This window comes from Streptomyces sp. CG 926 (genome assembly GCF_003148825.1).
Classification (GTDB): Bacteria; Actinomycetota; Actinomycetes; order Streptomycetales; family Streptomycetaceae; genus Streptomyces.
Genome location: NZ_QGGZ01000013.1, coordinates 134,759 through 153,432, shown reverse-complemented (window position 1 = coordinate 153,432; position 18,674 = coordinate 134,759). Strand labels below are relative to the sequence as shown.

17 protein-coding genes are annotated in these 18,674 nt (G+C 69.1%); 13 read left to right on the top strand and 4 right to left on the bottom strand.

All coding sequences use genetic code 11. The features are described from left to right. Positions 1 to 102: 102 nt before the first annotated feature. Entirely contained in the window at positions 103 to 2,253 is a 2,151-nt protein-coding gene (kdpB, locus tag BCL76_RS30940; protein ID WP_109782657.1) for a potassium-transporting ATPase subunit KdpB, read from the bottom strand. Positions 2,254 to 2,505: 252 nt separating this feature from the next. Beyond that, the gene (locus tag BCL76_RS30935) at positions 2,506 to 4,389 is read right to left on the bottom strand and encodes an APC family permease (protein WP_109782656.1); all 1,884 of its coding nucleotides are present in this window, start codon (positions 4,387 to 4,389) and stop codon (positions 2,506 to 2,508) included. Between the two features lie 243 nt (positions 4,390 to 4,632). Between BCL76_RS30935 and kdpF (BCL76_RS30930) the strand changes: the two genes are divergently transcribed. The 11 genes from kdpF (BCL76_RS30930) (at position 4,633) to BCL76_RS40550 (ending at position 15,222) form a co-directional block, all read left to right on the top strand. Continuing rightward, positions 4,633 to 4,722: a K(+)-transporting ATPase subunit F gene (kdpF, locus tag BCL76_RS30930; RefSeq protein WP_109782655.1), complete on the top strand. Its 90-nt coding sequence runs from the start codon at positions 4,633 to 4,635 to the stop codon at positions 4,720 to 4,722. A gap of 34 nt (positions 4,723 to 4,756) precedes the next feature. Then, positions 4,757 to 5,506, top strand: a complete 750-nt coding sequence (locus BCL76_RS30925) for a DUF4118 domain-containing protein (RefSeq protein ID WP_109782654.1) — start codon at positions 4,757 to 4,759, stop codon at positions 5,504 to 5,506. An 88-nt stretch (positions 5,507 to 5,594) separates the two neighbouring features. Next, a complete protein-coding gene (locus BCL76_RS39190; protein ID WP_167347250.1) occupies positions 5,595 to 5,750 on the top strand; it encodes a hypothetical protein in 156 nt (51 codons plus the stop codon). After that, positions 5,747 to 5,836 carry a K(+)-transporting ATPase subunit F gene (gene kdpF, locus BCL76_RS30920; protein WP_037884112.1) on the top strand — a complete coding sequence of 30 codons (90 nt, stop codon included), beginning with the start codon at positions 5,747 to 5,749 and terminating at the stop codon, positions 5,834 to 5,836. The genes BCL76_RS39190 and kdpF (BCL76_RS30920) overlap by 4 nt, the downstream gene beginning before the upstream one ends. 6 nt (positions 5,837 to 5,842) lie before the next feature. Beyond that, positions 5,843 to 7,507 carry a potassium-transporting ATPase subunit KdpA gene (gene kdpA, locus BCL76_RS30915; RefSeq protein ID WP_109782653.1) on the top strand — a complete coding sequence of 555 codons (1,665 nt, stop codon included), beginning with the start codon at positions 5,843 to 5,845 and terminating at the stop codon, positions 7,505 to 7,507. Continuing rightward, positions 7,504 to 9,609, top strand: coding sequence for a potassium-transporting ATPase subunit KdpB (gene kdpB, locus BCL76_RS30910; protein ID WP_109782652.1), 2,106 nt, complete (start codon positions 7,504 to 7,506; stop codon positions 9,607 to 9,609). The genes kdpA and kdpB (BCL76_RS30910) overlap by 4 nt, the downstream gene beginning before the upstream one ends. A 6-nt stretch (positions 9,610 to 9,615) precedes the next feature. After that, positions 9,616 to 10,293 carry a potassium-transporting ATPase subunit C gene (locus BCL76_RS30905; protein WP_109782651.1) on the top strand — a complete coding sequence of 226 codons (678 nt, stop codon included), beginning with the start codon at positions 9,616 to 9,618 and terminating at the stop codon, positions 10,291 to 10,293. A gap of 101 nt (positions 10,294 to 10,394) precedes the next feature. Continuing rightward, a complete protein-coding gene (locus BCL76_RS30900; protein WP_109782650.1) occupies positions 10,395 to 11,084 on the top strand; it encodes a response regulator in 690 nt (229 codons plus the stop codon). A gap of 48 nt (positions 11,085 to 11,132) precedes the next feature. After that, positions 11,133 to 13,676: a sensor histidine kinase gene (locus tag BCL76_RS30895; protein ID WP_109782649.1), complete on the top strand. Its 2,544-nt coding sequence runs from the start codon at positions 11,133 to 11,135 to the stop codon at positions 13,674 to 13,676. Positions 13,677 to 14,326: 650 nt separating this feature from the next. Next, the gene (locus BCL76_RS30890) at positions 14,327 to 15,133 is read left to right on the top strand and encodes an SDR family NAD(P)-dependent oxidoreductase (RefSeq protein ID WP_109782648.1); all 807 of its coding nucleotides are present in this window, start codon (positions 14,327 to 14,329) and stop codon (positions 15,131 to 15,133) included. A 14-nt stretch (positions 15,134 to 15,147) separates the two neighbouring features. Beyond that, on the top strand, positions 15,148 to 15,222 hold the full coding sequence (locus tag BCL76_RS40550) for a 50S ribosomal protein bL37 (protein WP_371681089.1): 75 nt from the start codon (positions 15,148 to 15,150) through the stop codon (positions 15,220 to 15,222). A 111-nt stretch (positions 15,223 to 15,333) separates the two neighbouring features. Here the strand turns inward: BCL76_RS40550 and BCL76_RS30885 are convergent, their stop codons facing one another. Further along, entirely contained in the window at positions 15,334 to 15,639 is a 306-nt protein-coding gene (locus BCL76_RS30885; protein WP_181382795.1) for a hypothetical protein, read from the bottom strand. 54 nt (positions 15,640 to 15,693) lie between these two features. On the opposite strand from BCL76_RS30885, the gene BCL76_RS30880 reads away from it, so the two are divergent. Further along, on the top strand, positions 15,694 to 16,425 hold the full coding sequence (locus BCL76_RS30880) for a MerR family transcriptional regulator (RefSeq protein WP_109782746.1): 732 nt from the start codon (positions 15,694 to 15,696) through the stop codon (positions 16,423 to 16,425). A gap of 111 nt (positions 16,426 to 16,536) precedes the next feature. Here BCL76_RS30880 and BCL76_RS30875 read toward each other — a convergent pair whose 3' ends face one another. Next, positions 16,537 to 17,223 carry a response regulator gene (locus BCL76_RS30875; RefSeq protein WP_109782646.1) on the bottom strand — a complete coding sequence of 229 codons (687 nt, stop codon included), beginning with the start codon at positions 17,221 to 17,223 and terminating at the stop codon, positions 16,537 to 16,539. A 651-nt stretch (positions 17,224 to 17,874) separates the two neighbouring features. On the opposite strand from BCL76_RS30875, the gene BCL76_RS30870 reads away from it, so the two are divergent. After that, positions 17,875 to 18,666, top strand: a complete 792-nt coding sequence (locus BCL76_RS30870) for a GNAT family N-acetyltransferase (RefSeq protein WP_109782645.1) — start codon at positions 17,875 to 17,877, stop codon at positions 18,664 to 18,666. Positions 18,667 to 18,674 lie beyond the last annotated feature (8 nt).

The window sequence follows — 18,674 nt, the reverse complement described above, 5'->3', positions numbered from 1 at the left end:
CCCCCTGAGCTATTAAGCGTCGTTGACTACCGGTACACCGTAACGCTGACTACCGGTACTTAGCAAGACGGAATAGCAACGAAGGGGGAGGCGTCCCGGAACTCATCCCATGCCGGGGATGAGGGAGACCAGTAGGTCGATGAGCTTGATCCCGACGAACGGCAGGACGAGCCCGCCCAGGCCGTACACGCCGAGGTTGCGGCGCAGCAGGTCGTGCGCGGAGGCGGGCTTGTAGCGGACACCGCGCAGGGCGAGCGGGATGAGGGCGACGATGATCAGCGCGTTGAAGATGATCGCCGAGGTGATCGCGGACCGGGGGCTGCTCAGTCCCATGATGTTGAGGGCTTCGAGGCCCGGGTAGGCCGAGGCGAACATCGCGGGGATGATCGCGAAGTACTTGGCGACGTCATTGGTGATGGAGAAGGTGGTCAGGGCGCCTCGGGTGATGAGGAGCTGCTTCCCGATCTCGACGATGTCGATGAGTTTGGTGGGGTTGGAGTCCAGGTCGACCATGTTCCCGGCTTCCTTCGCGGCCGAGGTGCCGGTGTTCATGGCGACGCCTACGTCGGCCTGGGCGAGGGCGGGGGCGTCGTTGGTGCCGTCGCCGGTCATGGCGACGAGCTTGCCGCCGGCCTGTTCCCGCTTGATGAGGGCCAGCTTGTCCTCGGGGGTGGCTTCCGCCAGGTAGTCGTCGACCCCCGCCTCGGACGCGATGGCGCGGGCCGTCAGCTCGTTGTCGCCGGTCACCATGACCGTGCGGATCCCCATCTGGCGCAGCTCCTCGAACCGCTCCCGGATCCCCTCCTTGACCACGTCCTTGAGGTGGATGATCCCGAGCACCCTCGGCCCGTCCCAGTCGTGGACCGCGACCAGCAGGGGCGTGCCTCCGGACTCCGACACGGTTGCCGACCAGGCCACCGCTTCCGCCGGTACGGTGCCGCCGCGCATCGCCACCCAGTCGCAGACCTGCGCCACCGCGCCCTTGCGGATGGCGCAGCCGGCACCGTTGTCCCAGCTCAGGTTGACGCCGCTCATCCGGGTCCGGGCGCTGAACTCGGTGAACCGCGGGTTGCTGAGGTCCTCGGCGGTGGCCGGTTGCAGTCCGTACTGCTGGGCAAGGGCCACGACGGATCGGCCCTCGGGCGTCTCGTCTGCGAGCGAGGACAGCTGGGCGGCGTCCGCCAGCTTGATGTGGTCCACGCCGGGCAGGGGGATGAAGGCCGCGGCCTCGCGGTTGCCGAGGGTGATGGTGCCGGTCTTGTCGAGGAGGAGGGTGTTCACGTCTCCGGCCGCCTCGACGGCGCGTCCACTCATGGCGATGACGTTGCGCTGGACGAGCCGGTCCATGCCCGCGATGCCGATCGCCGACAGGAGGGCGCCGATCGTGGTGGGGATCAGGGTGACGAGGAGGGCGACCAGGACCGTTGTGGACTGCGCGGCATGCGCGTAGGCGGCCATCGGCTGGATGGCGACGACCACCAGGATGAAGATGACCGTCAGGGCCGCCAGCAGGATGTTCAGCGCGATCTCGTTCGGGGTCTTCTGCCGGGTGGCGCCCTCGACGAGGGCGATCATCCGGTCGATGAAGCTGTTGCCCGGACGTGAGGTGACACGTACGACGATCGAGTCGGACAGCACTGTCGTGCCGCCGGTCACCCCGGACCGGTCACCGCCCGATTCCCGTAGTACGGGCGCCGATTCGCCGGTGACGGCCGACTCGTCCACCATCGCGGCCCCGTCGACCACGTCACCGTCTGCCGGTATCAGTTCTCCGGCCCCGACGAGCACGAAATCGAAGGGCTGGAGCTCGGCCGGCGCGACCACCTCCGTCTCGGCACGGTGCAGGTTCGCCCCGTACGTCCAGTGGTTCAGTCGCACCGCGACCGTGTCCGTACGCGCCTTCCTCAGCGACTCGGCCTGAGCCCGGCCCCGGCCCTCGGCCACGGCCTCGGCGAGGTTGGCGAACAGGACCGTCAGCCAGAGCCAGACACTGATCACCCAGGTGAAGACGGACGGGTGGATGAGCGCCGAGAGCGTGGTCAGAGCGGATCCGACGGCGACGACGAACAGCACCGGCTTCTTCACGAGTTCGCGGGGATGCAGCTTGCCCACGGCCTCCCGTGCGGAGGCGGCGAGGAGCTCGGGGTCCACGACGTTCACCTGGCCGGAGCGTTTCCGCGACGGTCGGGTGGTCGGGGTCCGCGGAGGTGTCCCGAGACCCGGAGGAACGTGCTGCGCGGCGGCGGGAGGCATGAAGCGACCTTCTGGATGGGTTCGAGGTGGCAGCCCTGGCAGCTCGTGGCCAGAGCGCGGGAGGGGGTGTCGCCGCCGGGGACTTCCTCCATGGACCCCCTCGGCCGTCATGTGAGTGTTTGCGAGGTCCCCGGCGGCGCAACAGGCAGGAAACTACTGCCCGTCTCACCTCAAGCGCCCATCCGAGCACGGGAATTGGCACCTCCTTGACGGCGGGCGCACGGGACCCGTCAAACCCCCGTCAGAGGGGCGTCAACGCGCCTCGGCCGTGATGCGGAAGCGCAGCCGACAGATCACGGCGTCGGTGTCGCGGCGGACGGCGTGGGCGACGACCGAGCCGCGCTGGTTCTGGAGCAGCCGCTGCCAGAGGCGGGCGGGTTCGGTCTCCGGGATCAGGACGGTCACCTGCGCGTCCTGGTGGGTCTGCGCCAGCTTCCGCACGTACGCCGACAAGGGGCGGCCGAGCGAGCGGGTTTCCGAGGAGAGCTCGATCAGTTCGACGCCGGGCTTCCACAACTCCCAGTCACGCCGGAGGGCTTCGGCGGCATCACGGTCCTCGGAGGACGGATGGGTGACGGTCACGGCGAGGACCTCGTCGCCGAGTGAGCGGGCGGCGGTGAGGGCCTGGCTGGTCAGGCGTGACAGACCGGAGACGGGGACCACGACCACGGAGCGGGACCGCTGCGGAGCCCGCGGGATCCGGCCGAGCTCCAGGCGTTCGCCGATCTCGGCGTACGCGCGGTGGACCTTCTCGAAACCGAGGACGAGCAGCGGCAGCGCGACGACGATCAGCCAGGCGCCCTCGGTGAACTTGGTGGCGGTGACGACGACGGCCGAGACTCCGGTCAGGAGGGCTCCGAAGCCGTTGAGCGCCGCCTTGGCCTGCCAGCCACGCGGCCGCTCCCCGCACCAGTGCCGGACCATGCCCACCTGGCAGATGGTGAAGCCGATGAAGACGCCGATGGCGAAGAGCGGGACGAGGGTGTTGGTGTCGCCGCCGGAGAAGACGAGCAGGAGGGCGGAGACCAGCGCCAGCCAGACCACGCCGTGGCGGTGGACCTGACGGTCGGCCTTGAGGGCGAATACGTGGGGCAGGTGATTGTCACGGGCCAGCAGGCTCATCAGCACGGGCAGGCCGCCGAAGGAGGTGTTCGCGGCCAGCGCCAGCAGCACCATCGTGGCGAACTGGACCACGTAGAAGGCGGCGTTGTGCCCGAAGGAGGCGTCCGCGAGCTGCGCGAGAACGGTGACGCCCTCGACCGGCTGGAGGTGGAAGCGCCCGATAAGGATGGAGAGGCCGATCAGCATCACGCCCAGGAGGGCGCCGAGGGCGACCTCGGTGCGCTGGGCCCGGCGGGCGGCCGGGGCGCGGAAGGACGGCACGGCGTTGGCGACCGCCTCGACTCCTGTCAGGGCAGAACAGCCGGCGGCGAAGGCCTTCAGCAGCAGGAGCGCGCCCACGGTGGTGGCGCCCTCGCCGAGGGCCGATGCATGCCCGGCAGCGGACGCGGTGCTGACGGGGCCGTCACGGAAGAGCCCGACGACGACCATCGCGAGGATCGACCCGACGAAGACGGCGGTGGGCACGAGGAACGCCTTGGCGGACTCCACGACCCCGCGCAGGTTCACCGCGGTCACCAGCACCAGGATGCCCAGGCAGATCCACACCCGTTCCCCGTACAGCTCCGGGAAGGCGGAGGTCAGGGCGGCCACACCGGCCGTGACGGACACGGCGACGTTCAGCACGTAGTCCAGGATCAGCGAGGCCGCCGCGACCAGGCTCGTCCGCCAGCCCAGATGGCGTTTGGCGACCGCGTACGAGCCACCGCCGTCCGGGAACGCGGCGATCACCTGCCGGTACGAGGCCACCAGCACCGCCAGCAGCGCTGCGATCGCCAGGGTGACGGGGAGGGTGAAGCCCATGCCGTAGGCACCGGCCGCGGCCAGGACCAGCACGATCGACTCCGGCCCGTACGCCACGGACGCCATCGCGTCCAGGGAGAGCGCGGCCAGTCCCTGGAGGGCGGTCAGCCGGTGGCGGTCGCCGTCCGCCGGTGTCCGTACACCGGTATCAGGAGGTTCCTCCGTGCCCGGAGCCTGACCTGCCGCGCTCTGCTTTCCCATGTCTATGGACATCTTTCGCTGTTCCTCCATTGGACCAAAGTGAGGACAGCGTCCGAGCGCCATGGCCGGATCGCCAGTGTTCTTGGCGTTATCCATACGACCGCCACGCCAGTCTTCACGCGCCCTTGATGCTCGGGCGGGAGAGTCGTATGAGGTGTGTCAAGACCTCGCACCGGTGGGTGCCTGCACCTCCGACGGGGGCAGGCTTTAAAGGGGCATCACACCGCTCGCCCCCGGCAATGGGAGAAGGTTCAGATGGATGCGGAGAACGTGGTCGGGCTGTTCGTCGCCCTCGCTCTGCTCGCCTACCTCGTGTTCGCGCTGATCAAGCCTGAAAAGTTCTGATTCGATCTCCTCATGTCCGGACAGGAGACCTCACATGTCCGGGTACCGACTCCACGACGCTGCCGCCCTGCTCGCGGCGCTCGTGGCCCCTTTCCTCGTGGCGCTCGCGCTCGTGCCCGTCCGTACGGATCTTTCGGCGACGAACGCGGCCCTGATCCTCGTCGTCGCGGTGGTTGCGGTCGCCGCCATCGGCACGCGGATCGCCGGAGTGGTGGCCGCGCTGTCGGCGGCCGTCTGGTTCGACTTCTTCCTGACCGAGCCCTACCAACGGTTTGCGATCACTGACCGCGAGGACGTCGAGACGGCGGTTCTCCTGCTCGTCGTCGGCCTGATCGTCTCGCAGCTGGCGGTACGTGCCCGCCGGCTCCAGAGGACCGTGGTCAGCGACGCGGCCCACATGACGAGCCTCCAGGGAACCGCCCGGCTGGCCGAGGACGGCCGCTCGCCGGAAGCGGTGGTCGAGTACGTGCGCAGGGAGCTCGTCGGGCTGCTGGAGCTGCGCGGCTGCCGCTTCGAGTACGGAACCCTGATGGGCAACCTGCCCCGTCTGGAACACGACGGCGGCGTGTGGCACGACCGTCCGGGCCGGGTGACGGAGTACGCCGACTGGCCGGACGGCGAGACCGAACTCCGGGTCGTCGGCGGCGGACACTACTACGGCCGCTTCCTGCTGGATCCCCACCCCGGGCCGCTGCCCCCCGAGCAGGACCGCTTCGTGGCCGTCGCGCTGGCCGCACAGGCCGGCGCCGCCCTGGACACCGCCGGCCTGTCCCACCAGGCCTGACCGGTCCCTTTCAGGCGCTTCCCGTAAGAGCGGCGTTAAAGGTTCCCTTGCCTCCGTATGGACCCCGTCAAGGTGTCTTAACGCCGGGATGAAGACACGGTTATCTCGTCATCGGCCATCTGGCCGATTCATTTCTTCCCTCTTCATCCAGGAGCTCACGGTGGCCGATCTGGCCTTCGTCGTCACCACGATCGCGGTGTTCGCGCTGGTGGCTCTCATCGCCCGGGGGGTGACCAAGCTGTGAACGCCGAAAACATCGTCGGCCTCGTCGTGGCCGTCGCCCTGCTCGGATACCTCGTCCTCGCCCTCGTCAAGCCGGAGAGGTTCTAGCCACCGATGAGTCCCGTTCTCGCTGGTGTGCTCCAGCTCCTCGCACTGATCGCCGCGCTCGCACTCGCCTACCGCCCCCTCGGCGACTACATGGCCAAGGTCTACTCCTCCGAGAAGCACTACCGCCCGGAGAAGTGGATCTACAAGGCGATCGGCGCCAATCCCTCGGCCGAGATGCGCTGGCCCGCCTACCTCCGCGGCGTCCTCGCCTTCTCCGCCGTGAGCGTGCTCTTCCTCTACGCCCTCCAGCGCGCCCAGGGCATCCTGCCCGGCTCGCTCGGGTTCTCCGCGATCGACCCGGACCAGGCCTTCAACACCGCCGCCTCCTTCGTCGCGAACACCAACTGGCAGTCGTACTACGGCGAGCAGGCCATGGGCCACGTCGTCCAGACCGGCGGCCTCGCGGTGCAGAACTTCGTCTCCGCCGCCGTCGGCATGGCCGTCGCCGTGGCCCTCGTACGGGGCTTCGCCCGCTCGCGCACCGGAGAACTCGGCAACTTCTGGGCCGACCTGGTCCGCGGCACCGTCCGCATCCTGCTGCCCATCGCCGTGATCGGCGCGATCGTCCTGGTCGCGTGCGGCGCCATCCAGAACTTCGCCGGCATCCACGAGGTCGGCCAGTTCCTCGGCGGCACGCAGCAGTGGAACGGCGGCGCGGTCGCCTCGCAGGAGGTCATCAAGGAGCTGGGCACCAACGGCGGCGGCTACTTCAACGCCAACTCCGCCCACCCCTTCGAGAACCCCACCCCGTTCTCGAACCTGTTCGAGATCTTCCTGATCCTCGTCATCCCGTTCGCGCTCACCCGCACCTTCGGCCGCATGGTCGGAAGCCTGCGCCAGGGCTACGCGATCCTCGCCACGATGGCCACGATCTGGATCGGCTTCACCGCCCTGATGATGTGGACCGAGTTCTCGCACCACGGCCCGGCCCTCCAGGCCGCAGGCGGGGCGATGGAGGGCAAGGAGACCCGCTTCGGCATCGGCGCGTCCGCGATCTTCTCGGTCGCCACCACGCTCACCTCGACCGGCGCGGTCAACTCCTTCCACTCCTCCTACACCGGTCTCGGCGGCGGCATCCAGCTGCTGGGCATGCAGCTCGGCGAGATCGCACCCGGCGGCGTCGGCTCCGGCCTCTACGGCATGCTCGTGATGGCGATCATCGCGGTGTTCATCGCCGGCCTGATGGTCGGCCGCACCCCCGAGTACCTGGGCAAGAAGATCGGCACCCGCCAGATCAAGTTCGCGGCCTGCTACATCCTCATCACCCCGGCCCTGGTGCTGTGCTTCACCGCCGCAGCGATGGCGCTGCCCACCCCGCCGCATTCGATGCTGAACTCCGGCGCGCACGGCTTCTCCGAGGTCCTCTACGCCTACACCTCCGGCGCCAACAACAACGGCTCCGCCTTCGCGGGCCTCAACGCCGACACCCAGTGGTACAACTCCACGATCGGCATCGCCATGCTGCTCGGCCGCTTCCTGCCCATGGTCTTCGTCCTCGCGCTGGCCGGATCCCTCGCCGAGCAGAAGCCCGTCCCCGAGACCGCGGGCACCCTCCGCACCGACAAGCCGCTCTACACCGGCCTGCTCGTCGGCACCATCCTCATCGTCACCGGACTGACCTACTTCCCCGCCCTCGCGCTGGGACCGCTCGCCGAAGGGCTCGCATCATGAGCACCGCCACTCCGACCCGTGCCCCGCACGAGGACCTGCCCACCGGCCACAAGCCGCCTGCCGGCCGTGTCGGCGGGGGCCTGTTCGACCCCAAGCAGCTGCTGAAGTCCTTCCCCGACGCGGTGAAGAAGCTCGACCCGCGTGTCATGATCAAGTCGCCCGTCATGTTCGTGGTCCTCGTCGGTTCGGTGGTCACGACCGTGCTGGCCATCAAGGACCCGACGGACTGGTTCGGCTGGGCCATCACGGCCTGGCTCTGGCTGACGACGATCTTCGCGAACCTGGCCGAGGCCGTGGCCGAGGGCCGCGGCAAGGCCCAGGCCGACACCCTGCGCAAGGCCAAGACCGACTCCGTCGCCCGCCGCCTGACCACAGATGGCAAGGGCGAGGAACAGGTCCCGGGCACCGAGCTGAAGATCGGCGACCTGGTCGTCTGCGAGGCCGGCGACATCATCCCCGGCGACGGAGACGTCGTCGAAGGCGTCGCCTCGGTCGACGAATCCGCCATCACCGGCGAATCCGCACCGGTGATCCGGGAGTCCGGCGGCGACCGTAGCGCGGTGACCGGCGGTACGAAGGTCCTTTCGGACCGGATCGTCGTCAAGATCACGACCAAGCCGGGCGAGACGTTCATCGACCGCATGATCGCCCTGGTCGAGGGCGCGGCCCGGCAGAAGACGCCCAACGAGATCGCGCTGAACATCCTGCTCGCGTCCCTCACGATCGTCTTCCTGCTGGCGGTCGTCACGCTCCAGCCGTTCGCGATCTACGCGGGTGCCGAGCAGTCGATGATCGTGCTGACGGCCCTGCTGGTGTGCCTGATCCCGACCACGATCGGCGCACTACTGTCGGCCATCGGCATCGCCGGCATGGACCGCCTCGTGCAGCGCAACGTCCTGGCCATGTCCGGCCGGGCCGTCGAAGCCGCGGGTGACGTCTCCACCCTCCTGCTCGACAAGACGGGCACCATTACCCTCGGCAACCGCCAGGCCTCCGAGTTCGTCCCGGTCAAGGGCACGACGGAAGCCGAGCTGGCGGACGCCGCCCAGCTGTCGTCCCTCGCGGACGAGACCCCCGAGGGCCGCTCCATCGTCGTCCTGGCGAAGGAGAAGTACGGGCTGCGCGAGCGCCACCAGGGCGAGCTCGACCAGGCCGAGTGGATCGCCTTCACCGCCCAGACGCGGATGTCGGGTGTGGACGTGGACGGCAGGAAGACCCGCAAGGGCGCCGCCGGATCGGTGATCACCTGGGTCAAGGAGCAAGGCGCCCAGGTCTCCGACGACGCCGACCTGCTGGCCAACCGCATCTCCGAGGCCGGAGGCACCCCGCTGCTGGTAGCCGTCAATGACGGGAAGGGTGCCCGCGTCCTCGGTGTCATCCACCTCAAGGACGTCGTCAAGGAGGGCATGCGCGAGCGGTTCGATGAGCTGCGCCGCATGGGCATCAAGACCGTCATGATCACCGGTGACAACCCGCTGACCGCCAAGGCCATCGCCGAAGAGGCTGGTGTCGACGACTTCCTCGCCGAGGCCACCCCCGAGGACAAGATGGCCCTCATCAAGCGCGAGCAGGCCGGCGGCAAGCTCGTCGCCATGACCGGCGACGGCACCAACGACGCCCCGGCACTGGCCCAGGCGGACGTCGGCGTGGCCATGAACACCGGTACCTCGGCCGCGAAGGAGGCCGGGAACATGGTGGACCTGGACTCCAACCCCACCAAGCTCATCGAGATCGTCGAGATCGGCAAGCAGCTCCTCATCACGCGGGGCGCGCTGACGACGTTCTCCATCGCCAACGACGTCGCGAAGTACTTCGCGATCATTCCGGCCATGTTCGCGGTGGTCTACCCGGGCCTGGACAAGCTCAACATCATGGGCCTGTCCTCCCCCGAGTCCGCGATCCTGTCCGCGGTCATTTTCAACGCGCTGATCATCATCGCGCTCGTCCCGCTCGCCCTGAAGGGCGTGCAGTACAAGCCGACCAGCGCCGACAAGATGCTCCGCCGCAACATCGGCATCTACGGACTCGGCGGCCTGATCGCCCCGTTCGTCGGCATCAAGCTCATCGACCTCCTCATCTCCCTCATCCCCGGAATCGGCTGATCGGCTATGAACAACTCTGTAGGCAACACAGCGCGGTTGATCGGGGCGGGCCTGCGAGCCCTGCTCGTCCTGACCGTGATCTGCGGGGTCATCTACCCGCTCGCCGTCACCGGCATCGCCCAGGCCCTCTTCAACGACAAGGCCAACGGCTCCGAGATCAAGGACAAGAGCGGCAACGTCGTCGGCTCCTCGCTCATCGGGCAGACCTACAACCTGCCCAAGCAGAACCCCGACGACGCCGAAGAGGCCGCCAAGCCGGACCTGAAGTGGTTCCAGCCGCGCCCCTCCAACGGCCTGGGCAGCAACAGCGTCAACACGCAGTACTCCCTGATCCTGTCCGGCGCCACCAACAAGGCCGCGGACAACCCCGACCTCGTCAAGCTCGTCACCGAAGCCAAGGACGCCGTGATCGCGGACAACTCCACGGCCACGTACGAGGTCAAGGCGCAGGACGTGCCGGCCGACGCCGTCACCTCCTCCGGCTCCGGACTCGACCCGAACATCTCCCCCGAGTACGCCAAGCTCCAGATCCACCGGGTCGCCGAGCAGAACAAGCTCGATGTCAAGCAGGTCGAGAAGCTCGTCGCCGACCACACCTCCGGCCGGACGCTCGGCTTCATGGGCGAACCCCGCGTGAACGTCCTCGAGCTCAACACCGCGCTCAAGGCACTGACCAAGAGCTGATGTTCCCCATCGCACGGATCGGGAGCCGGCAGGGCGCGGAATGCTCGCGCCCTGCCGGCTCCTTACCGTCTTGCTCTCAACGAAGGAAAGGCTGCACACCAATGACCCGGGTGCTGGTGGTGGAGGACGATCCCCAGCTCGTCCGCGCGCTGAAGATCAACCTCCAGGCGCGCAAATTCGAGGTCGAGGAGGCTCCCGACGGCGGCTCCGCACTGCGGCTCGCTGCCGCGCGCAAGCCTGATGTCATCGTCCTCGACCTCGGACTGCCCGACATGGACGGCGTCGACGTGATCAAGAGCGTTCGCGGCTGGAGCCGCGTGCCCATCCTGGTGCTGTCCGCCCGCCACACCTCGGAAGACAAGATCCGAGCCTTGGACGCGGGCGCCGATGACTACGTGACGAAACCCTTCAGCATGGACGAGCTCCTGGCGCGGCTGCGGGCAGCCGCCCGCAGACAGGAGCCGGCCGGCTCCTCGCAGGCCGACGAGGTGTCCGTGGTCACGACCGACGAGTTCACGGTCGACCTGGTCGCGAAGAAGGTGTACCGAGGCGAGCGCACGGTGCGGCTGACCCCGACCGAGTGGCACCTGCTGGAGATCCTGATCACCCACCCGGGCCGGCTGATCACCCAGAGTCGACTGCTGCTGGAGGTCTGGGGCCCGACCTACGGGGAGAACACCAACTACCTGCGCGTCTACATGGCCCAGCTCCGGCGCAAACTGGAACCGGACCCGTCGCACCCGCGCTACCTGATCACCGAACCCGGTATGGGCTACCGCTTCGAACTCTGATCACCCACCCGACCGTCCAACCGTCAACCAAGAAGAAGAGTCTGAAACATGGGACGCGGCAAGCTCCGCATCTACCTCGGTGCGGCACCAGGCGTCGGCAAGACGTACGCAATGCTCTCCGAGGCGCACCGCCGGGTCGAGCGGGGCACCGACTGCGTCGTCGGCTTCGTCGAGCACCACAGCCGGCCGCGGACCGAGGTGATGCTCCACGGCCTCGAACTCGTCGAGCGGCGCGAGATCGAGTACCGGGGCTCGGCCTTCACCGAGATGGACGTGGACGCGATCCTCGCGCGGCGCCCGGCCGTCGCCCTCGTCGACGAGCTCGCGCACACCAACGTGCCGGGCTCACGCAACGCCAAGCGCTGGCAGGACGTCGAGGAACTCCTCCAGGCCGGCATCGACGTCGTCTCGACCGTCAACATCCAGCACCTCGAATCCTTGGGCGATGTCGTGGAGACGATCACCGGGGTCCGGCAGCGCGAGACCGTCCCCGACGAGGTCGCGCGCCGAGCCGACCAGATCGAGCTGGTCGACATGTCCCCGCAGGCCCTGCGGCGACGCATGGCCCACGGCAACGTCTACAAGCCCGACAAGGTCGACGCAGCCCTGTCGAACTACTTCCGGCCGGGCAACCTCACCGCGCTGCGCGAGCTCGCGCTGCTGTGGGTGGCCGACCGGGTCGACGAGTACCTCCAGGAGTACCGGGGCGAGCACAACATCCGCTCGACCTGGCAGGCCCGCGAACGGATCGTGGTCGGCATCACCGGCGGCCCCGAGGGCCGTACGCTCATCCGCCGCGCCGCCCGCCTCGCCGAGAAGGGGGCAGGCGGCGAGGTCCTCGCCGTCTACATCGCCGCCAGCGACGGCCTCACCTCCGCCTCACCCAAGGAACTCGCCGTCCAGCGCACCCTGGTCGAGGACCTCGGCGGCACCTTCCACCACGTCATAGGCGACGACATCTCCGACTCCCTGCTGGAGTTCGCCCGCGGGTGCAATGCCACGCAGATCGTGCTGGGCGTCAGCCGTCGGCGCTCCTGGCAGTCGGTCTTCCGGCCCGGGGTCAGTGCCACCGTCGCCCGCGAGTCCGGCCCGGACCTCGACGTCCACATCGTCACCCACGACGAGGCGGCCAAGGGCCGCGGCCTTCCCGTCGCCCGTGGCGCGCGGCTCGGCCGGGCCCGCATCATCTGGGGCTGGCTCACCGGCATCGCCGGCCCCGCTCTGCTCTCCGTGCTGCTGAGCCAATTCGTTCCGGAGCTCGGGCTCGCGAACGACATGCTGCTCTTCCTCACGTTCACCGTGGCGGCGGCGCTGCTGGGCGGGCTGCTGCCCGCGCTCGCGTCGGCGGCGTTCGGATCCCTGCTGCTGAACTACTACTTCACCCCGCCGCTGCACGAGTTCACGATCTCGGACCCGAAGAACATCGTCGCCATCGCGATCTTCGTCGGCGTGGCCGTGTCGGTGGCCTCCGTGGTCGACCTCGCCGCGCGGCGCACCCACCAGGCCGCCCGCCTGCGCGCCGAATCCGAGATCCTCTCCTTCCTCGCCGGCAGCGTCCTGCGCGGCGAGAACTCCCTCGACGCCCTCCTGGAGCGGCTGCGCGAGACTTTCGCGATGCAGTCGGTGGTCCTCCTGGAGCGCACGAGCGACGTCGACCCCTGGACTACGGCGGCAGCCGTCGGCACCGGCACGGTCGCCCGCCCCGAGGAGGCCGACGTGGACCTGCCCATCGGCGACAACATGGCGCTCGCGCTGACCGGCCGGGTGCTGCCCGCCGAGGACCGCCGTGTCCTCGGCGCGTTCGCCGCTCAGGCAGCCGTCGTGCTCGATCGCCAGCGCCTCGTCGACGAGGCGGAGAAGTCACGTGAACTCGCCGAGGCCAACCGCATCCGTACGGCGCTGCTCGCAGCCGTAAGCCACGACCTGCGCACCCCGCTCGCCGGCATCAAGGCCTCCGTCACCTCCCTGCGCTCCGACGACGTCGAATGGTCCGAGGAGGACAAGGCCGACCTGCTCGAAGGCATCGAGGACGGCGCGGACCGCCTCGCCGCCCTGATCGGGAACCTGCTGGACATGTCCCGTCTCAACACCGGCACCGTCGTCCCGCTCATCCGTGAGACCGACCTCGACGAGGTCGTGCCGATGGCCCTGGGCGGCGTACCGGAGGACAGCGTCGAACTCGACATCCCCGAGACGCTCCCGATGATCGCCGTCGACCGCGGCCTGCTGGAACGGGCCGTGGCCAACATCGTCGAGAACGCCGTCAAATACAGCCCCCACGGGCAGCCCGTCATCGTCTCCGCGAGCGCCCTGGGAAGCCGCGTCGAGCTCCGGGTCGTCGACCGCGGACCCGGAGTTCCGGACGAAGCCAAGGACCGCATCTTCGAACCCTTCCAGCGCCACGGCGACGCCCCGCGCGGAGCCGGCGTCGGCCTCGGCCTCGCGGTCGCCCGCGGCTTCACCGAAGCCATCAGAGGCACCCTCACGGCCGAGGACACCCCGGGCGGCGGCCTCACCATGGTCATCACACTCCCGATAGCGGGCGACGGCCCTCCGGTGTCGCCGGAGCTTCCGACGTCTGCCGTCACATGACATCAAAGTGATCGGCACCACCACTCGGCCCGCCGAGTACGGGATGACGGCCGAAGCACGCGAGCCGTCCGGCCCCGGTATCCCCACACCGGAAAGCCGGACGGCTCATGTGTTGTGCGACGGGTGACCGGCACGCGGTCGCACAAGTCCGTACCCCCACGGTGGGACCATGCGCGGATTCGAGGGGTGTTCAGGTCACCGCCCGATGGCCGCATGCCGCCGGTCCGTCGTCCGGCTCCGTCGCCACACCAGTCTGCGCCCGGCCGATGGCTCCGGCACCACGCCTTGACGGGTTCCTTCCGCATGGAAGTCGATCTTTGACGCGGTCCTGATGGAGGGGCATCAGAAGGCCGTCAAGGAGCCCACCGGGCACTTGCCTCCGCATCCCCGATGCGCTGGGATGGCGCCATGAACAGCGGTCCGCGCTACGAAGATCGGCCACCGAATCAGGTGCTGCCGACGGCGCCCGCTGTCCGCCCGGCCCTCTGACTTCGGCCGCGCGTCCTCCCGCGTACCTGCCACCAGCCCCTGAAGGGCGCTGCCCGCGGCTCCGTGCGCATCCTCACCTCCACCGCATGACCTGAGCTCACGCCCCTGCCCCGCGCCGGGACGCCGGGCACGTCAGCCATGCCTGTTTTCAGGAATCCGCCATGTCTTCATCTCTGTCCGGCCGCACCGTCCTCGTCACCGGAGCCACCTCCGGCATCGGCTACGAGACCGCGCGCCAGCTCGCCGAGCACGGCGCCACCGTCCTCCTGCACGGCCGTACGCCCGAGGAGGCCCAGGCCGCCACCGACCGGCTCATCGCCACCACAGGTCTGGCCGGCGCCCGTCTCCGACCGATCGCCGCCGACTTCGTCCACCTGGAGCAGGTCGAGAGCCTGGCCCACACCGTCGTCCGCGACCACCCTCGCCTGGACGTACTCGTCAACAACGCGGCCATCGCGGCGCCTGAACGCCACACCCTGACAGCCGACGGCAACGAGATCTCCTTCCAGGTCAACTTCCTGGCCCACTACCTCCTCACCAACCTCCTGGAGCCCGCCCTCACCAGCGACCTCGGCGGGCGCGTCGTCAACGTCTCCTCCGCGCTCCACCGCTCCGGCGCCATCCAGTGGAACGACCCGCAGCGCGTGCGACGCTACTCCCGCCTCGCCGCGTACGCCCAGTCCCAGCTCGCGCTGACCGTCTTCGCCGCCGATCCGCGCGTTACCGCCGTCTCCGTCGACCCCGGCGTGTGCGAGACCGGCCTCCTCCCGCTGTACGGGCACGAGGGTGCCCCCGCAGCGGAGGGCGCGCAGCACGTCGTACGGCTCTGCGACCCGGCCACCGAGATCGTCAACGGCGCCTACTACGACCGCTCCGAGCGCGTCGCCCCGGCTCCCGCCGCCACCGAGGACCGCACCGTCAAGCGCCTCAACAAACTCGCCGACCTCCTCGTCGGCCACACCGCCTGAAGGGATCCACTGACATGTCCAAGCGCGCACGCAAGAAGAGGGCCCGCCGCAAGAAGGGCTCCAACCACGGCAGCAAGCCCAACTGCTAGCCGTCAGCCCACCCCCTGGGGCGGCCCTCCGAGGGGCCGCCCCAGTTGCTTGCCCGGACCCTGGCATCCCGCGGGATGACGGGCGTGGCGGTAGCCGGGCGCGCCACTACGTCACACGGGGTCGGATGCTCCATCCCCCTGCCCCTCGGCCGGCGCCTTCAGCAGTCGGTCCAACTCGTTCCCGGCTTCGTCATACCCGGCATCGGAGATCCGTTGCAGGCTGCGTAGATCGCCGGTCGCGACCGCGCGTCGAGCGAGCAGGAACCCGGCGTGCATGCAGCCCTCGTCCAACAGCTCGCTCAGCTCCTCGAGGTCGTCCGCCGCGTCGGCGATATCGGCCAGCCGGTCCAGAGCGGTCTCGTTGCCCTCATCGGCCAGATCTCGCAGGGTCTCCCTGTCGAAATTCATATTCGTCATGACGCCATGCTGCAGCCCTGCCCCAGGGGAAGGGTCAAGTGCGACGATAGCCAGGTGATCACCATCGGACAGCTGGCCGGGTACGTGGGGGTGTCCGTCAAAACCATCCGTGTCTATCACGACAAGGGTCTGCTCCCCGAGCCCGAGCGCGATGGTTCCGGCTATCGGCGCTACGGTGCGGACGACGTCATCGACCTGATCAAGATCCGGACGCTCGCCGAAGCCGGCGTCCCGCTGGCCCGGATCCGGGCCCTGCGGTCAGCAAGCAGCGAGGAGCTCCAGCAGGCACTGCACGAGATCGACGGCGAGCTCACCGTCCGCATCCGCGGTCTTCGGGCGACGCAAGAGCGTCTGCGCCGGCTCGCCGCCGGGGATCTTGCGCCGCTGCCCGACGAGGTGGGCGCGCATCTGGAGCGCTTGGCCGACTGGGGTTTCACCCCTCGATGGGTGACCCTGCAGCGCGATCTGTGGATCCTCGTGTTCGCCACTCACCCTGACCGCGCGTTCACTCTGTTTCACGACCAAGCCGAGACCCTCGCCGATCCGGCCCTACGGCAGCTCCACCTCGACTACGACCACGCGCACGACCTCGACGCCGACGACCCCCGGATCGATGATCTCGCCCGCCGGATCGCCGGGGCGACGCGGAGACGCTACGGCCCGGACGAACTACCCGGGCTGGATATGGCATCCGAGGTCCCCGCCCTCATTCAGGGCTCGGTCAACGCTTCGTCCCCGGCATGGCAGCGACTCGACACCCTCATTCGCGCTCAACTGGGCGTATGACGCGACGCGCCCGGAAAGGCTCGACACGACTCGCCAGGGACGTCGACGGCATTCACATGGGGGACCCGGAATGGACGCGGCCTTGACACGCCACCGTCCGCTTCGCCCCCTTCACACCTCGAAGCGGTAGCCCATGCCGGGGGCGGTGATCAGATGGCGTGGACGCGAAGGGTCGGCTTCCAGCTTCCGCCGGAGGTGAGCCATGTACACCCGTAGGTAGTTGGTCTGCGTACCGTAGGAGGAGCCCCACACCTCCTGGAGCAGACTCCGTTGGCTCACGAGCCGGCCCCGGTTGCGGATGAGGACCTCCAGCAGGTGCCATTCAGTCGGGGTGAGCCTGATGCTCCTCCCTCTGCGCCTGGCCTTCTTCGCGAGCAGGTCGACGGTGAACTCCTCCGTCTCGATGACCTCTCCGTCCTTGGCATCCGAGCCTTGTGTCAGCGTGCGGCGAGCGACCGCCTTCAGCCGGGCCAACAGTTCGTCCATGCTGAAGGGCTTGGTGATGTAATCGTCGGCCCCGGCGTCCAGGGCTTCGATCTTCTCCTTGGAGCCATGCCGGGCAGAGACCACCACGACGGGTACCTGCGACCACACGCGCAGCCGCCTGATCACCTCGATCCCGTCCATGTCCGGCAGCCCAAGGTCCAGCAGGACCACGTCCGGGCGGCAGCCCGCCACGGCATCCAGGGCCGTGCCCCCGTCCTGCGCGCAGTCGACGTCATACTTCCGCGCCTTCAAGTTGATCACCAGCAACCGCGCAAGCTGCGGTTCGTCGTCCACGACCAGCACCCGGGTCATCGGCGCGCCGCCTTCCTGTCGTATGTCCTGTGAGTTCCGCGCCGGCCAGTCGGCCTTCCGGCCGACGGCGACGGCCGTCCGCAGGCCCCCTGGCGTTCAGTCTGCGATCGCCACCGGGAGCCGATGCGCCACGTTGACGACCCTCTTACGGCGAGCCGGTACTTGTTGACGCGCCGATGATGTCTTGCATGGGCGGTATCAGAGCTGCGTCAAGGACGCGTAGACCGTCTTGAGCCCTGCCTCGGGCGGCTGTTGGATGACTGATGTGAACAGCGGTCTGCGCCATGACGACCGGCCACCGCATACGGTGCACCCGGCCTCGCACGCTGCTCACCCGCCGGTGCGCTGACGCACCGCCCGATCCGCGGCCGCCCGCCCCCGCCCGTAAAGCGGGCGGCCGCTTCCGCTCCGCTCCCCGCTGTCTCGGTCAGCCACGACAGCCGCGAAACCGCACTGCGGCCCAGTCGTACGCCGGCCGGGCGCGTGGCCCCAGCCGTCTGCGCCGCCGAAGAGCGCACGGTCAGGCGCCTGAGCAAACTCGTCGGCCACCACATCTGAAGGGCGAGCCACAGGCAGGAACGGTGCGTCTTCCTGCCTTGGAACGCACCGCTCCCACGGCCCGAGAATCCGTTCACCACCTGGAGGCTATTCGTGATCGAGATCGGCCCGCAGCAGCTCCCCGCCCTGAGCCGTTGGTTTCCCCGCGGTTCCCCCGGTCCCGGCGCCCTCGCCGAGCACGTACTGAACACGGGCACCGGCCGCTGGTGGGCCGACCGCCCCGACCGGCCCCGGGTCCTCGCCGTCACCTGCGCGGACCACGTACTGCTGCGCGGCGACCCCGGCGAGCTTGCGCCCGACGCCCTGGCCCGGTTCGCGGACCAGTACGTCGAAACGCCGGCACGGTTCTGGCCGGCCCTCGGCTCCGCCTTCGAACGCGTCGTCCCCTGGGAACGGATGATGTACGTCCACCAGCCCCAGGCACCTGTGTCCCTCCCCCGGACGCCGCGCGGCGTGACAGTGCGGCGGCTGACACCCGCGGACGGACCGGCACTGGCCGACCTGCACTCCGAGAACGCGTGGCTCCATGCCAGTTGGGGCGGACCCGCCGGGCTCGCGGCCTCCGGTCACGGCTGGGCCGCTCTGGCCAAGGGCCGGGTCCTCTCCGTCGCCTGCACCTACTTCCTCGGCAGCGCGTACGAGGACATCGCGGTCGTCACCGTGCCCGATCGCCGCCGCGAACGCCTGGCACTGGCCTGTGTCGCCGGGCTGAAGGCCGACATCCAGGCACGCGGACACACCGCCAGCTGGTGCTGCTCACGCGACAACCGGCCCAGCCGGCTGCTGGCCTGGACAGCCGGTTTCCGGTTGACCCGTGAATACGTCCACCACGCCACCGGCCGGGCCCTGGCCCGCGATGTCCCGGCGACCTCGGTTCCGGCATGAGCCAGGTG

What these genes read in the sequence shown, in the direction of transcription:
- kdpB (WP_109782652.1), top strand. Translation starts at nt 7,504, where the DNA reads ATGAGCACCGCCACTCCGACCCGTGCCCCGCACGAGGACCTGCCCACC.
- kdpB (WP_109782657.1), bottom strand. Translation starts at nt 2,253, where the DNA reads ATGCCTCCCGCCGCCGCGCAGCACGTTCCTCCGGGTCTCGGGACACCT.
- BCL76_RS30925 (WP_109782654.1), top strand. Translation starts at nt 4,757, where the DNA reads ATGTCCGGGTACCGACTCCACGACGCTGCCGCCCTGCTCGCGGCGCTC.
- BCL76_RS30890 (WP_109782648.1), top strand. Translation starts at nt 14,327, where the DNA reads ATGTCTTCATCTCTGTCCGGCCGCACCGTCCTCGTCACCGGAGCCACC.
- BCL76_RS30895 (WP_109782649.1), top strand. Translation starts at nt 11,133, where the DNA reads ATGGGACGCGGCAAGCTCCGCATCTACCTCGGTGCGGCACCAGGCGTC.
- BCL76_RS30900 (WP_109782650.1), top strand. Translation starts at nt 10,395, where the DNA reads ATGACCCGGGTGCTGGTGGTGGAGGACGATCCCCAGCTCGTCCGCGCG.
- BCL76_RS30885 (WP_181382795.1), bottom strand. Translation starts at nt 15,639, where the DNA reads ATGACGAATATGAATTTCGACAGGGAGACCCTGCGAGATCTGGCCGAT.
- kdpA (WP_109782653.1), top strand. Translation starts at nt 5,843, where the DNA reads ATGAGTCCCGTTCTCGCTGGTGTGCTCCAGCTCCTCGCACTGATCGCC.
- BCL76_RS30875 (WP_109782646.1), bottom strand. Translation starts at nt 17,223, where the DNA reads ATGACCCGGGTGCTGGTCGTGGACGACGAACCGCAGCTTGCGCGGTTG.
- BCL76_RS39190 (WP_167347250.1), top strand. Translation starts at nt 5,595, where the DNA reads ATGAAGACACGGTTATCTCGTCATCGGCCATCTGGCCGATTCATTTCT.
- BCL76_RS30905 (WP_109782651.1), top strand. Translation starts at nt 9,616, where the DNA reads ATGAACAACTCTGTAGGCAACACAGCGCGGTTGATCGGGGCGGGCCTG.
- kdpF (WP_109782655.1), top strand. Translation starts at nt 4,633, where the DNA reads ATGGATGCGGAGAACGTGGTCGGGCTGTTCGTCGCCCTCGCTCTGCTC.
- BCL76_RS30935 (WP_109782656.1), bottom strand. Translation starts at nt 4,389, where the DNA reads ATGTCCATAGACATGGGAAAGCAGAGCGCGGCAGGTCAGGCTCCGGGC.